This window comes from Pseudomonas veronii, assembly GCF_002028325.1.
GTDB classification, from domain to species: domain Bacteria; phylum Pseudomonadota; class Gammaproteobacteria; order Pseudomonadales; family Pseudomonadaceae; genus Aquipseudomonas; species Aquipseudomonas veronii.
In genome coordinates this window covers 6,729,068-6,743,497 of record NZ_CP018420.1, presented here as the reverse complement: position 1 = coordinate 6,743,497, position 14,430 = coordinate 6,729,068, and the positions used below count along the sequence as shown (strand labels likewise).

11 protein-coding genes are annotated in these 14,430 nt (G+C 61.5%); 8 read left to right on the top strand and 3 right to left on the bottom strand.

Features of this window, described 5'->3' with window-relative positions; translation table 11 throughout:
* Positions 1-236 precede the first annotated feature (236 nt).
* The 8 genes from PverR02_RS31055 to PverR02_RS31020 all read left to right on the top strand — a co-directional run bounded on the left by PverR02_RS31055 (position 237) and on the right by PverR02_RS31020 (position 10,776).
* On the top strand, positions 237-1,526 hold the full coding sequence (locus tag PverR02_RS31055; RefSeq protein ID WP_017850005.1) for an MFS transporter: 1,290 nt from the start codon (positions 237-239) through the stop codon (positions 1,524-1,526).
* A 250-nt stretch (positions 1,527-1,776) separates the two neighbouring features.
* Positions 1,777-2,763 (top strand): phosphate ABC transporter substrate-binding protein PstS, encoded by a 987-nt coding sequence (locus PverR02_RS31050; protein ID WP_017850004.1) that lies wholly within the window; start codon positions 1,777-1,779, stop codon positions 2,761-2,763.
* Between the two features lie 484 nt (positions 2,764-3,247).
* Entirely contained in the window at positions 3,248-5,281 is a 2,034-nt protein-coding gene (locus PverR02_RS31045; protein WP_174630515.1) for an ABC transporter permease subunit, read from the top strand.
* Positions 5,282-5,296: 15 nt separating this feature from the next.
* Complete coding sequence (gene pstA / locus PverR02_RS31040; RefSeq protein ID WP_046485946.1) at positions 5,297-6,967, top strand: phosphate ABC transporter permease PstA; 1,671 nt, start codon at positions 5,297-5,299, stop codon at positions 6,965-6,967.
* A 191-nt stretch (positions 6,968-7,158) separates the two neighbouring features.
* Positions 7,159-7,992 carry a phosphate ABC transporter ATP-binding protein PstB gene (gene pstB, locus PverR02_RS31035; protein WP_017850001.1) on the top strand — a complete coding sequence of 278 codons (834 nt, stop codon included), beginning with the start codon at positions 7,159-7,161 and terminating at the stop codon, positions 7,990-7,992.
* 70 nt (positions 7,993-8,062) lie between these two features.
* Complete coding sequence (gene phoU, locus PverR02_RS31030; protein WP_017850000.1) at positions 8,063-8,824, top strand: phosphate signaling complex protein PhoU; 762 nt, start codon at positions 8,063-8,065, stop codon at positions 8,822-8,824.
* Positions 8,825-8,991: 167 nt separating this feature from the next.
* Positions 8,992-9,897 carry a response regulator gene (locus PverR02_RS31025; protein ID WP_046381620.1) on the top strand — a complete coding sequence of 302 codons (906 nt, stop codon included), beginning with the start codon at positions 8,992-8,994 and terminating at the stop codon, positions 9,895-9,897.
* A gap of 207 nt (positions 9,898-10,104) precedes the next feature.
* A complete protein-coding gene (locus tag PverR02_RS31020) occupies positions 10,105-10,776 on the top strand; it encodes a M23 family metallopeptidase (RefSeq protein WP_079444950.1) in 672 nt (223 codons plus the stop codon).
* Positions 10,777-10,779: 3 nt separating this feature from the next.
* Here the strand turns inward: PverR02_RS31020 and PverR02_RS31015 are convergent, their stop codons facing one another.
* From PverR02_RS31015 to phoB, 3 genes are all read right to left on the bottom strand, one after another.
* Positions 10,780-12,120: a hemolysin family protein gene (locus PverR02_RS31015; RefSeq protein ID WP_046381622.1), complete on the bottom strand. Its 1,341-nt coding sequence runs from the start codon at positions 12,118-12,120 to the stop codon at positions 10,780-10,782.
* A 204-nt stretch (positions 12,121-12,324) separates the two neighbouring features.
* Complete coding sequence (phoR, locus tag PverR02_RS31010) at positions 12,325-13,647, bottom strand: phosphate regulon sensor histidine kinase PhoR (RefSeq protein ID WP_017849996.1); 1,323 nt, start codon at positions 13,645-13,647, stop codon at positions 12,325-12,327.
* Positions 13,648-13,706: 59 nt separating this feature from the next.
* A complete protein-coding gene (phoB, locus tag PverR02_RS31005) occupies positions 13,707-14,396 on the bottom strand; it encodes a phosphate regulon transcriptional regulator PhoB (RefSeq protein WP_003176964.1) in 690 nt (229 codons plus the stop codon).
* Positions 14,397-14,430: the final 34 nt, after the last annotated feature.

Genomic DNA, 14,430 nt, shown 5'->3' with positions numbered 1-14,430 from the left:
CGCGACGACCTCTCGGCGCTCATTTGGTCGGTAAATAGACGCTGTAACGGAGCTTTTTCCGGCAACTGTTCTCCTGCCCTGGTTGACCGACTCCCTACGCCGTGAATAGTTCACCGCGCTGCGCTATCAACCGTTCGACGCTGTGCTTTTTCCGGCGATTTGCTATCTTGCCAGACCGCCGCAAGTCCAGGGCGTGCCGTCTTTATTACGCTGATTACTATAAGAGAAGCCTTGCCATGTCCTCCGTGCCCGCAAGCAGTGCGCAACCGTCGCGCCCGCTGACCCGCAACGACTACAAAACCCTGTCGCTGTCTGCCTTGGGCGGGGCGCTGGAGTTCTACGACTTCATCATCTTCGTGTTTTTCGCCACCGTGGTCGGAAAACTGTTCTTCCCCGCCGACATGCCCGAGTGGCTGCGCATGATGCAGACCTTCGGCATCTTCGCTGCCGGTTACCTGGCGCGGCCCCTGGGCGGCATCATCATGGCGCACTTCGGTGACCTGCTGGGGCGCAAGAAAATGTTCACCCTGAGCATCTTCATGATGGCCGTGCCGACCCTGATCATGGGCCTGCTGCCGACCTACGCGCAGATCGGCCTGTGGGCGCCGATCCTGTTGCTGTTGATGCGCGTGATCCAGGGCGCGGCGATCGGCGGCGAAGTCCCGGGCGCCTGGGTGTTCGTCTCCGAACACGTGCCGCCACGCCACATCGGCTACGCCTGCGGCACCCTGACCAGCGGCCTCACCGCCGGCATCCTGTTGGGTTCGCTGGTGGCCACCGCCATCAACACGCTCTACAGCCCGGAGCAGGTCTCCGATTACGCCTGGCGTATCCCGTTCCTGCTCGGCGGTGTGTTCGGCCTGCTGTCGGTGTACTTGCGCCGCTGGCTGCATGAAACGCCGATCTTCGCCGAGATGCAGCAACGCAAGGCTCTGGCCGCCGAACTGCCGCTGCGCGCGGTGCTGCGCGACCACCGTGGCGCCATCGTGCTGTCGATGCTGCTGACCTGGCTGCTGTCGGCCGGCGTGGTAGTCGTCATCCTGATGACCCCGACCGTGCTGCAGACCCTCTACCACTTCAGCCCGACCGTTGCGCTGCAAGCCAACAGCCTGGCCATCGTGACCCTGAGCCTGGGCTGCATTGCCTCCGGCGCCCTGGCCGACCGCTTCGGTGCCGGCCGCATACTGGTGGTCGGTTGCGCACTGTTGCTGGCGACCTCCTGGACGCTGTATCACAGCCTGCTGGACCACCCTGACTGGCTGTTCCCGCTGTACGCCCTGACCGGCCTGTTTGTCGGCACCATCGGCGTGGTGCCCTACGTGATGGTGAAAGCCTTCCCACCGGTGGTGCGCTTCAGCGGGTTGTCGTTCTCCTACAACGTGGCCTATGCCGTGTTCGGCGGGCTGACGCCGTTGGCGGTGTCGCTGCTGATGAAAGAAAGCCCGATGGGCCCGGCCTACTACGTTGCCGTCCTGTGCGTGATGGGGATGGGGGTGGGTGGGTATCTGTGGAAGCGCGGCAGGTAATCAGCTATCTGAAGATCGTTCCTACGCAGTTGCGTAGGAACGATCATAAATTACAGAGTGTTTCCGAATCATCGTTTCAACCGCCCCGACGTCCTCGCCACCCCCGTTTTTTCGGCACTTGCCGCTTCTGGCCGCTTTTTCCCCCAATACTGGCCTTTCATCTAATTGTCATATTCCAGACATAGAGTGTTCACACGGCCTATCAATACTTGGCCCCGATCCAACTATCCCTATCTGCTAGGAGTAAGGCATGAAACTGAAGCGTTTGATGGCGGCAATGACTTTTGTCGCTGCTGGCGTTGCGACTGCCCACGCGGTGGCCGCTGGTGTTGACCCGGCTATTCCGGCTTATACGAAGACCACTGGTGTGTCGGGCAACTTGTCCAGCGTCGGTTCCGATACCCTGGCTAACCTGATGACCCTGTGGGCCGAGGGTTACAAAAAGGAATACCCGAACGTCAACATCCAGATTCAAGCTGCTGGTTCTGCCACTGCGCCACCTGCGCTGACTGAAGGCACCTCCAACCTGGGCCCGATGAGCCGCAAGATGAAGGACACCGAACTGGCGGCCTTCGAGCAGAAGTACGGCTACAAGCCAACCGCTATCCCGGTTGCCGTGGATGCCCTGGCCGTGTTCGTGCACAAGGACAACCCGATCAAGCACCTGACCATGGAACAAGTCGACGCGATCTTCTCCTCGACTCGCCTGTGCGGTGCCAAAGCCGACGTCAAAACCTGGGGCGACCTGGGTGTGACCGGCGACCTGGCCAACAAGCCAGTGCAACTGTTCGGTCGTAACTCGGTATCCGGCACCTACGGCTACTTCAAAGAAGAAGCCCTGTGCAAAGGCGACTACAAGCCTAACGTGAACGAACAACCAGGCTCGGCTTCGGTCGTGCAGTCGATCAGCTCCTCGCTGAACGGCATCGGTTACTCGGGTATCGGCTACAAGACCGCCAGCGTGAAGACCGTGGCCCTGGCCAAGAAAGGCAGCACTGACTTCATCGAAGACAGCGAAGAAAACGCCCTGAACGGCAAATACCCGCTGTCGCGTTTCCTCTACGTTTACGTCAACAAAGCCCCGAACAAGCCGCTGGCACCGCTGGAAGCCGAGTTCGTGAAGCTGGTTCTGTCCAAGCAGGGCCAGGAAGTTGTGGTCAAGGACGGCTACATCCCACTGCCAGCCAAAGTTGCCGCCAAGGCACTGGCTGACCTGGGTCTGAAAGAAGGCAACTAAGTTGCTGGGCCGGGTAAAACCGGCCGTTCTGTAGGAGCGGGCTTGCTCGCGAAAGATGATAGAGCACCGCGTTTATTCAGAAGCGGCGCGTTATCGTTAACGCTCTTCGCGAGCAAGCTCGCTCCTACAGAAACTCCTAATTTTTAGTCCGCTGCCGGCTTTGCCATGCGGCGGATTTCTTGCGTCACTGCATTGTCATCTTTCTGTCATACAGGACCGCTAGGGTGTGCGCATGAATGATCTGGCCAATTCCACTATGACGACGACTTCTCCCCCCAAGCGTATTGACTTCAATACGCCTGAGTTGCAACGCAAGCGCCGCATTCGCGCGCTCAAGGATCGCCTGACCCGTTGGTACGTGCTGATCGGCGGCCTCGCCGTCCTCGGCGCTATCACTCTGATCTTCTTCTTCCTGGCCTACGTGGTCGCGCCCTTGTTCCAGGGCGCCTCGCTGACCAAGGAAGCCGCGCTGACACCGGCGTGGATACAAGACGCGGGCAAGCCGTTGATGATCTCGCTGGAAGAACAGAACCAAGTCGCCATGCGGGTTTCCGACAAAGGCCAGGCGCTGTTCTTCGACGTGAGCACCGGCGCCGAACTCAAGCGCATCGACCTGCCGCTGGCGGCCGGCGTCAGCGTCGTGTCGATTGGTAAAGACCAGCCGGGCAGCCCGCTGGTGATCCTCGGTTTGTCCAATGGCCAGTCCCTGGTGTTCCGCCACACCTACAAGGTGTCCTACCCGGACGGCAAGAAGACCATCAGCCCGGCCATCGAATACCCTTACGGCGAAACGCCGATCGTGCTGGATGACGCCGGTCGCCCGCTGGAACATGTCGCGCTGAACGTCACCGACACCTCGCTGGTGGTGGCCGGTTCGGCCGGTTCGCACTTGAACGTGCTGTCCCTGAGCCGTGAAGAAAACATGATGACCGGCGAAGTCACCAGCGAGCAGAAGCGTATCGAGCTGCCGCAGATGACCGAGCCGGTGAAGGCGATCTTCATCGACCCACGCCAGCAATGGCTGTACGTGATCAACGGCCGTGCCCTGGCGGATGTGTTCAGCCTGCGCGACAAGAGCCTCAACGGTCGCTATAAACTGCTGGAAGACGGCGACGCCGAAATCACCGCCAGCACCCAGCTGGTGGGTGGTATCTCGCTGATCGTCGGTAACTCCAAGGGCGGCCTGGCCCAGTGGTTCATGGCCCGTGACCCGGATGGCGAACAGCGCCTGAAGCAGATCCGCACCTTCGAGATGGGCACTGCGCCCATCGTTGAAATCACCGCCGAAGAACGCCGCAAAGGCTTCACCGCCCTCGACGCTTCCGGCAAGTTCGGCGTGTTCCACAGCACCGCCCACCGCACCCTGCTGGTGGACCCGGTGGTCGATGGCCCGGGCGTGTTCGGCCTGTCGCCACGGGCCAACCGTGTGATCGTCGAAGCCGGCGGCAAGCTGCAACCGTTGCTGCTGGACAACCCGCACCCGGAAGTGTCGTGGAGCGCGCTGTGGAGCAAGGTCTGGTACGAAAACTACGACGAGCCTAAATACGTCTGGCAATCGACCGCCGCCAACACCGATTTCGAACCCAAGATGAGTCTCGCGCCGCTGACCTTCGGTACGCTGAAGGCCGCGTTCTACGCCATGTTGCTGGCCGCGCCGCTGGCTGTTGCCGCAGCGATCTACACTGCGTACTTCATGGCGCCGGGCCTGCGCCGCAAGGTCAAGCCGGTGATCGAGCTGATGGAAGCGATGCCGACGGTGATCCTCGGCTTCTTCGCCGGCCTGTTCCTCGCGCCGTATGTCGAAGGGCATCTACCGGGGATTTTCAGCCTGCTGATGCTGGTGCCGATTGGCATCCTGGTGGCCGGTTTTATCTTCAGCCGCCTGCCTGAGTCCATTCGCCTGCGGGTTCCCGATGGCTGGGAAAGCGCGATCCTGATCCCGGTGATCCTGTTTGTGGGCTGGCTCTCGCTGTACATGAGCCCGTACCTGGAAACCTGGTTCTTCGGCGGCGACATGCGGATGTGGATCTCCCATGACCTGGGCATCACCTATGACCAGCGCAACGCTCTGGTCGTCGGCCTGGCGATGGGGTTCGCGGTGATCCCGAACATCTACTCCATCGCCGAAGACGCCGTGTTCAGCGTGCCGCGCGGCCTGACCCTGGGCTCTTTGGCCCTGGGCGCCACGCCGTGGCAGACCATGACCCGCGTGGTCATCCTGACCGCCAGCCCGGGGATTTTCTCGGCGCTGATGATCGGCATGGGCCGCGCCGTGGGCGAGACCATGATCGTGCTGATGGCCACCGGTAACACCCCGGTGATGGAGATGAACCTGTTCGAAGGCCTGCGCACCCTGGCGGCCAACGTCGCGGTGGAAATGCCCGAGTCGGAAGTGGGCGGCAGTCACTACCGCGTGCTGTTCCTCTCGGCGTTGGTGCTGCTGTTGTTCACCTTCATCATGAACACCCTCGCCGAGCTGATTCGTCAGCGTCTGCGCAAGAAATACTCGTCGCTTTAAGAAAGGTAGAAGTCTGTGAAACAGAACTCCCTGAATGGATGGTTCAAGAGCGGCGCCCCCGGCGTCTGGATCAGCGGTGGCGCGGTGTCCATCGCGGTCATCATGACCCTTGGTTTGCTGGCTGTGATTGCGGTGCGTGGTTTGGGCCACTTCTGGCCGGCTGACCTGATCCAGGCCAACTACGATGTCCCGGGCCAGGCCAACCATATCGTCATCGGCGAAGTGGTACAGAAAGAAGAAGTGCCGCGCGAGCGCCTGAAAAGCGCTGGCCTGCCCGTGCCCGACGTGGGCCCGGAATTCATGACCCGCGAGCTGATCAAAGTCGGTAACCGCGATCTGAATGGCAACGACTTCACATGGATCGTCGGCGAATGGCTGAAGAACCAGACCAAACCGCTGGAATTGATGACCATCGAGCGCCGTGAGTGGGGCAACTTCTACGGCACCCTGGTCAACGTCAAGCAGGATGGCAAGGTCATCGCCGAAGGCCAGGCCGCGTGGCCGGAGCTGCAGGCTCGGGTCGACCGCGTGAACAAGCTGGCGGCCCAGCTCAAGACCCTTGAGAAGTCCGATATCGGCGCGATCAACGCCGGTCTTGAACGTATCCGTCTGCACGGTCGCAAGCTGGAACTGGAAGGCAAGCTCGACGCCGCCGCCCAGGCCGACATGGACTCGGGCCGCGCCGAACTGAATGCCCGTTACCAGGACATCGAAGCGCGCCTGGCCGACCTGCACGCCCAATTCAACCGCGACGCCTTGACTGCCCGCGATGCGAACGGCAAGGAAGTCGAAATCGGCATCGGCAAAGTGGTCCACGCCTATCAGCCGAACGCCATGGGCACGATGACCAAGATCGGCTTCTACTTCAGCAAGGTCTGGGAATTCCTCAGCGACGACCCACGGGAAGCCAACACCGAAGGCGGGATCTTCCCGGCCATCTTCGGCACCGTGATGATGACCCTGATCATGGCGATGATCGTGACCCCATTCGGCGTGCTGGCGGCGGTGTACCTGCGTGAATACGCCAAGCAGAACGCCCTGACGCGGATCATCCGCATCGCCGTGAACAACCTGGCGGGCGTACCGGCCATCGTTTACGGCGTGTTCGGCCTGGGCTTCTTCGTGTATGTATTGGGTGGCTCGGTTGACCGCCTGTTCTTCGCCGAAGCCCTGCCGGCCCCGACCTTCGGTACGCCGGGCCTGTTGTGGGCGTCGCTGACCCTGGCGCTGCTGGCGGTGCCGGTGGTGATCGTGGCTACCGAGGAAGGCCTGGCGCGGATTCCTCGCACTGTGCGCGAAGGCTCGCTGGCACTCGGCGCGACCAAGGCGGAAACGCTGTGGAAGATCGTGCTGCCGATGGCCAGCCCGGCGATGATGACCGGCATGATCCTCGCCGTGGCGCGTGCCGCCGGTGAAGTAGCGCCGCTGATGCTGGTGGGCGTGGTCAAGCTGGCCCCGTCGCTGCCGCTGGACGGCAACTACCCTTACTTGCACCTTGACCAGAAGATCATGCACCTGGGCTTCCATATTTATGACGTCGGTTTCCAGAGCCCCAACGTCGAGGCCGCAAGGCCGCTGGTATATGCCACCGCGCTGTTGCTGGTGCTGGTGATCGCCACGCTCAACTTGTCGGCGGTGTGGATCCGTAACCACCTGCGCGAGAAGTACAAGGCGCTGGACAGTTAATTGAAGTAAACGCGGACTAAATGTGGGAGGGGGCTTGCCCCCGATAGCGGCGTATCAGAAACACATATGCTGGCTGACACACTGCTATCGGGGGCAAGCCCCCTCCCACACTAGACCACGATATACGCAGAATTTGAGTAAACCGTCCCCGGCGGTTCAACAACACGAATTGGTAGCACAGGGAGCATCCCATGCAACAAGAAACCCATTCCCATGGCATCAACATGTCTGCCCTGGGTCGTGACAAGCAGAGCCTGAGCCTGGCCCAGGAAACCGTGGCCATCGAAGTGCCGGGCCTGAGCCTGTACTACGGCGACAAACAGGCGCTGTTCGACGTCAGCATGAACATCCCCAAGCAGCGCGTGACCGCCTTCATCGGCCCGTCGGGCTGCGGCAAGTCCACGCTGCTGCGCACCTTCAACCGCATGAACGACCTGGTCGACGGTTGCCGCGTGGACGGTGCGATCAACCTCTACGGCAGCAACATCTACCGCAAGGGTGAAGACGTGGCCGAGCTGCGTCGCCGGGTGGGCATGGTGTTCCAGAAGCCCAACCCGTTCCCCAAGACCATCTACGAAAACGTGGTCTACGGCTTGCGCATCCAGGGCATCAACAAGAAGCGCATCCTCGATGAAGCGGTCGAATGGGCGCTTAAAGGCGCGGCGCTGTGGGACGAGGTCAAGGACCGCCTGCACGACTCCGCACTCGGCCTGTCCGGCGGCCAGCAACAACGCCTGGTGATCGCGCGTACCATCGCCGTGGAACCGGAAGTGCTGCTGCTCGACGAACCTTGCTCGGCACTCGACCCGATCTCGACGTTGAAAGTCGAAGAACTGATCTACGAGCTCAAGTCCAAGTTCACCATCGTCATCGTGACTCACAACATGCAACAGGCGGCGCGGGTTTCCGACTACACCGCGTTCATGTACATGGGCAAGCTGGTGGAGTTCGGCGATACCGATACCCTGTTCACCAATCCGGCGAAGAAACAGACCGAAGACTACATCACCGGTCGCTACGGCTAGGAAGCTGTGGTTCAGATTGCATTGACGCTGCGGTTCTCCGCACCTTTCCGGACGCTCCAAGGACGCCAACATGATTAGCAAAGAAGGCCTTACCCACCACATCTCCGCGCAGTTCAACGCCGAGCTTGAGGAAGTGCGCAGCCACCTCCTGGCGATGGGCGGGCTGGTGGAGAAGCAAGTCAACGATGCGGTCACCGCGCTGATCGAGGCCGACTCGGGCCTGGCCCAGCAAGTGCGCGAGATCGATGACCAGATCAACCAGATGGAACGCAATATCGACGAAGAATGCCTGCGCATTCTCGCCCGTCGCCAGCCGGCGGCTTCCGACCTGCGCTTGATCATCAGTATTTCCAAGTCGGTGATCGACCTTGAGCGTATCGGCGATGAATCCACCAAGATCGCCCGCCGCGCCATCCAACTGTGCGAAGAAGGCGAAGCGCCGCGCGGTTATGTGGAAGTGCGGCATATCGGTGACCAGGTGCGCAACATGGTGCGCGATGCCCTGGACGCGTTTGCCCGTTTCGACGCCGAACTGGCGTTGTCGGTGGCCCAGTACGACAAGATCATCGACCGTGAGTACAAGACCGCCCTGCGCGAGCTGGCCACCTACATGATGGAAGACCCGCGCTCTATCACGCGGGTCTTGAGCATTATCTGGGTGCTGCGTTCGCTGGAGCGGATCGGCGACCACGCGCGCAATATCTCGGAGTTGGTGATCTATCTGGTGCGTGGCACCGACGTGCGGCACATGGGCCTCAAGCGCATGAAAGCTGAAGTTGAAGGATCTACCGATCAAATCCCTAATGTTCCGGGCGAATCTGACGATAAGTAAGGTTGCCCGAGATATTAACGCCCGGCCTTTGGTCGGGCGTTTTCGTTTGTGGGCGCTGATTTTTTTGTGCGTGGGGTGAAAGAAAGTCCCAACACAACTACAGAGTTTTGGCAAAATGCCATCAGTCAGGCGTTCTGCGTGCCGCGTTTTTATAGGATAAAGGGTCGATGAGTAAAGTCAGTGTATTGGTGGTGGATGACGCCTCGTTTATTCGCGACCTGGTGAAGAAGTGCCTGCGCAATTACTTCCCCGGGATCAAGATTGAAGATGCGGTGAACGGCAAAAAGGCCCAGGCCATCCTGATGCGCGAAACCTTCGATCTGGTGTTGTGCGACTGGGAAATGCCCGAGATGTCCGGCCTGGAGCTGTTGACCTGGTGCCGTGAGCAACCGCAGCTCAAAGCCATGCCGTTCGTGATGGTGACCAGCCGCGGCGACAAAGAGAACGTGGTGCAGGCGATCCAGGCCGGGGTTTCCGGCTACGTCAGCAAACCGTTCACCAACGAACAGCTGTTGACCAAGGTCAAGCACGCTCTGCACAAGGTCGGGCGCCTCGACGCCCTGGTCGCCAGCGCACCGACCAAGATGAACTCAGCGTTCGGCAACGACTCCCTGAGCGCCCTGACCGGTGGCAAGCCCGAAGCGGTCAAGGTCGCTCCTGTCGCGGCGGCTGCACCGAGCAAAGGCCTGCTCAACAGCCCGCCCGTGAAGGCGGCTGCCGCCGCTGCGCCCGCCAGTGGTCGCGGGCAGGGTCAGTTGCGCCTGTCCAGCGGCACCCAGCAATGCGTGATCAAGGGCCTGAGCATCAAGGAAGCGCTGCTGGTGGTCCGTCGCGGTGAGGTCCTGCCTCAGGTACTGGAAAGCGCGGTGCTCGACCTTGAGCAAGGCGACAACGCCGAAGTCGCGCGCCTCAACGGCTACCTGCACGCCGTCGTCGCCTTCGAGCCCAAGCCCGACAGCGACTGGCTGCAACTGACCTTCCGCTTTATCGACCAGGATGCGCAGAAACTGGACTACATCTCGCGGCTGATCGCGCGGGGTACGGCGCAGAAGCATTTTGTGCCGGGTGCCTGATTCACAGAACGCCACCTGTCCTCTGTGGAAGGGGGCGTGCTCCCGATGGTCTTTCATTCAACATCTTCGTTGGCTGAACTACCGCAATCGCGAGCAAGCCCGCTCTTACATGTGAAGTTCGTTGTTTTCAGTATCGGGTAAATCTCACACGGTCTTGTCATCAAGCCTTGCTAGCCTGCCATTCAGTCCCCCCGGCAGGTTCGCGTCATGCTCATTCGCCTACTGCTGCTCTGCGTATTGGCCACGGTTGCCACGTCGACCCCGGCCATGACCCTCTACAAATCCACCGACGCCAATGGCGAGGTGTTTTTCAGCGACCGGCAAACCCCCGGCGCCCAGGCGTTTGTGATCCGGGAGCGGGAGGCCGTGCGCGTGCAACGGCCGGTGCTCGACCGGCCAAGGCCCGGTTATCCCCAGCAGGCCTACCGCTACCCCTTGCCCTGGCGCGGCGGGCCGTTTCGCCTGAGCCAAGGCCCCAACGGCAGCTTCAGCCATACCGACGCCAAAAGCCGCTACGCCATGGACATTGCCATGCCCGAAGGCACGCCGATCATTGCGGCGCGCAGCGGCAGGGTGGTGAAGATCGAGAATGACCAGGCCGGGCGCGGCAACGATGCGTCAGGGAATTTCGTGCGGGTGCTGCACGATGACGGCACCCAGGGCGTGTACCTGCACCTCAAGCAAGGTTCGGTCAGCGTCAGGCCGGGGCAGCGGGTGGCGGTGGGCAGTGCGCTGGGGTTGTCGGGCAACACCGGCAACAGCAGCGGGCCGCACCTGCACTTTGTGGTGCAGCAGCGGACCGAGGCGGGGCTGGTATCGATCCCGTATGAGTTCAACCAGCCCGTGGGGGTATTGCCCAATTTTGCCTTGGGCAATTGACGGTCAGTCCAGCAGCAGGACCTTGGCCAGCACGATTTTCGGCCCTTTCATCTTCTTGATGATGATCCGCAGGCCTTCAACCTCGAGGACTTCTTCCTCTTCCGGCACCCGCTTGAGGGTGTCATAGACCAGCCCGGCCAGGGTTTCCGCTTCGATGTGGTCGAGGTCGACGCCAAGCAGGCGTTCCACCTTGAACAGCGGCGTATCGCCGCGTACCAGCAGTTTGCCCGGCTGGTAGGCGAGGATGCCGCGCTCGGCCTTGCGGTGTTCGTCCTGGATATCGCCCACCAGCACTTCGAGCACGTCTTCCATGGTCAGGTAGCCGATGACCTTGCCGTCGGCTTCTTCCACCAGGGCGAAGTGCGCGCCGCCTTTGCGGAACTGCTCCAGCAACTGCGACAGCGGCATGTGCCGCGACACGCGCTCCAGCGGGCGGGTCAGTTCGGCCAGGTTGAACGACTCGGGGAGATGGTCCAGGTTCGCCAGTTCCAGCAGCAGGTCCTTGATGTGCAGCAGGCCGACAAACTCGTTGCGCTGTGCGTCATACACCGGGTAACGGCTGAATTTGTGGCGACGGAACAGCGCAAGGATTTCCTTGAGCGGGGCGTTGAAGTCCAGGGTCACCAGGTCTTCCCGCGAGTTGGCCCAGTCGACCACTTCCAGTTCGCCCATTTCCACGGCCGAGGCCAAGACGCGCATGCCTTGGTCGCTGGGGTCCTGACCACGGCTGGAGTGCAGGATCAGCTTGAGTTCTTCGCGGCTGTACTGGTGCTCATGGTGCGGGCCGGGTTCGCCTTGCCCGGCGATCCGCAGGATGGCATTGGCGCTGGCGTTGAGCAGGTAGATTGCCGGGTACATGGCCCAGTAGAACAGGTACAGCGGCACGGCCGTCCACAGCGACAGCAGTTCCGGCTTGCGAATGGCCCAGGACTTGGGCGCCAGTTCACCGACCACGATGTGCAGGTAGGAAATCAGGAAGAAGGCGGAAAAGAACGACACGCCTTTGATCACTTCCGGCGACTCGACGCCAGCGGCGCCCAGCAGCGGCTCGAGGATATGCGCAAACGCCGGCTCGCCGACCCAGCCCAGGCCCAGGGAGGCGAGGGTGATACCCAGCTGGCAGGCCGACAGGTAGGCGTCGAGCTGGCGGTGGACGGTGCGCAGGATCTGCCCGCGCCAACCGTTGGTGTGGGCGATGGCCTCGACCCGCGTGGAGCGCAGTTTGACCATGGCAAACTCCGCCGCAACGAAGAACGCGTTGAGCAGTACCAGGATCAGTGCAAAAAGAATCATGCCGAAATCGGCGAAGAGTGTGGCGAGGGTGATACCTGGGGAAGGGTCCATGATGGGGTTTTGCGGGTTCCGTATGTTCAATAGGGGTGACAGGAGCGCCTGAAAGGCGGACACAAGTCGGCCAATGTAGCGGCTGGCGCAGCGCTTGCCTAGTGGTTGCTGCCTGGTGGAGCCAGGAATACCTGCTTTGGAACAATGCAATTCCAAATGTGGGAGGGGGCTTGCTCCCACATTCAGATTTGTATTGTGTCCGGGTTATTCATCATTCACGACCATCCGCGAACGGGTTACCTGGGGCGGCGGAAAATGGCAGGTAAAGGTGCTGCCGTGGCCGAGCACACTGCTGATTTCCAGGCGTGCGCGGTGGCGCAGCAGCACGTGCTTGACGATCGCCAGGCCCAGCCCGGTGCCGCCGGTGTTGGAGTTGCGGCTGGAGTCGACGCGGTAGAAGCGCTCGGTCAGGCGCGGCAGGTGCTTGGCGTCGATGCCGATGCCGGAGTCTTGCACGCTCAGGTGCGCGCCCTGGGCGTCGGCCCACCAGCGGATGCGGATATTGCCCTTGTCCGGGGTGTACTTCACGGCGTTGAACACCAGGTTGGAAAACGCGCTGCGCAATTCGCCTTCGCTGCCTTTGAGCAGTACCGACGGGTCGGCTTCCAGGGTGATCTGTTGCCCGCGTTGGCCGGAGAGGGCCTGGGCGTCGTTCTTGATGGTCTGCAACAGGCTTTGCACCGCCACCGGGTGGTTATCCGACGGGTAATCGGTCGCCTCCAGCTTGGCCAGCAACAGCAGGTCATTGAGCAGGGTTTGCATGCGCGAGCCTTGCTGCTGCATCTGCTGCAGGGCGCGGCTCCAGCGCGGGTTGATCTCGTCGACGTTGTCCAGCAGCGTCTCCAGGTAGCCGCAGATCACCGTCAACGGGGTGCGCAGCTCGTGGGAGACGTTGGCAACGAAGTCCTTGCGCATCTGTTCCAGCTGGTGGATGCGGGTTACGTCGCGCACCAGCATCAAGTGTTCGTTGTTGCCGTAGCGCGTCAGGTACAACTGGATGCGTACGCGGTCGTTGGTGGGCGAGGGAATTTCCAGGGCTTCTTCGTAGTTTTCCTGCTCGAAGTATTCCTTGAAGCGCGGGTGGCGGACCAGGTTGGTCACCGGTTGGCCGCTGTCCTGGGGCGTCTTGAGGCCCAGCAGGGTCTCGGCGGCGCGGTTCCACCATTCGAGGTTGCCGTCGCTGTCGAGCATGATCACTGCGTCTTTCAGCGCGGCGGTGGACTCCTGCACCCGGTCGATCACCGCTTGCAGGCGCCCGCGTACCCGTTGGTCGCGGCGTTGCAGGTGATAGATGCTGTCGAACACCTCGCCCCACAGGCCGTAGCCGTCGGGTGGCGCTTCATCGGGTTTGTGTTGGCGCAGCCATTCATGCAGGCGCAGCAATTGCTTGAGGGTCCAGCCCAGGTACAGACCAATGCCGACGGCCAGGCTCCAGCCGTATTGGCCGCTGATCAGGCCTACCAGCAAGCAGCCGGTGATCAACAGCAGCAGGTGGCGGATCAGCGTGCCATGCCAGTTTTGGTTCACTTGAACATGCGTCCTTGTCAGCTGTTAAGTCAGGCTCTTGCGTTCAGAAACCGGCTGGCTCAGCCCTTGGTGGAAAACCGATAGCCGGTGCCGCGCACGGTTTGTACCAGATTCTCGTAGGCATCGCCCAGGGCTTTGCGCAGGCGACGGATATGCACGTCCACGGTGCGCTCTTCCACATACACATTGCCGCCCCACACTTGGTCCAGCAACTGGCCGCGGGTGTAGGCGCGTTCCTGGTGGGTCATGAAGAACTGCAGCAGACGGTATTCGGTCGGGCCCATCTCGGCGGGCTTGCCGTCGATGGTCACGCGGTGGCTGATCGGGTCCAGCAACAGGCCGCCGACTTCGATCGGTGCTTCGCCATCGGTCGGGCCGGCGCGGCGCAGTACGGCTTTCAGGCGTGCGACCAGTTCCCGTGGGGAAAACGGCTTGGTGATGTAGTCATCGGCGCCGACTTCCAGGCCCTGGATCTTGTTGTCTTCTTCGCCCTTGGCCGTGAGCATGATGATCGGGATGTCGCCGGTCAGCTCGTCACGCTTGAGGCGCCGCGCCAGTTCGATGCCGGAGGTGCCGGGCAGCATCCAGTCGAGCAGAATCAGGTCCGGTTTGCGGTCGACGATAATGGCATGGGCCTGCTGCGAGTTCTCCGCTTCCAGGCAGTCATAGCCGGCCATTTCCAACGCGACGGCGATCATCTCGCGAATGGGCGCTTCGTCGTCGACGATCAGAATGCTCCTGCCAACCATGCCTAAAATCCTCTTGTCATTTAACTGTCTTGCG

Bases quoted from the DNA above. Each gene is read 5' to 3' on its own strand.
- PverR02_RS31025 (WP_046381620.1), top strand. From the start codon at position 8,992: ATGAGTAAAGTCAGTGTATTGGTGGTGGATGACGCCTCGTTTATTCGC.
- phoU (WP_017850000.1), top strand. From the start codon at position 8,063: ATGATTAGCAAAGAAGGCCTTACCCACCACATCTCCGCGCAGTTCAAC.
- pstB (WP_017850001.1), top strand. From the start codon at position 7,159: ATGCAACAAGAAACCCATTCCCATGGCATCAACATGTCTGCCCTGGGT.
- PverR02_RS31055 (WP_017850005.1), top strand. From the start codon at position 237: ATGTCCTCCGTGCCCGCAAGCAGTGCGCAACCGTCGCGCCCGCTGACC.
- PverR02_RS31050 (WP_017850004.1), top strand. From the start codon at position 1,777: ATGAAACTGAAGCGTTTGATGGCGGCAATGACTTTTGTCGCTGCTGGC.
- PverR02_RS31015 (WP_046381622.1), bottom strand. From the start codon at position 12,120: ATGGACCCTTCCCCAGGTATCACCCTCGCCACACTCTTCGCCGATTTC.
- phoB (WP_003176964.1), bottom strand. From the start codon at position 14,396: ATGGTTGGCAGGAGCATTCTGATCGTCGACGACGAAGCGCCCATTCGC.
- PverR02_RS31020 (WP_079444950.1), top strand. From the start codon at position 10,105: ATGCTCATTCGCCTACTGCTGCTCTGCGTATTGGCCACGGTTGCCACG.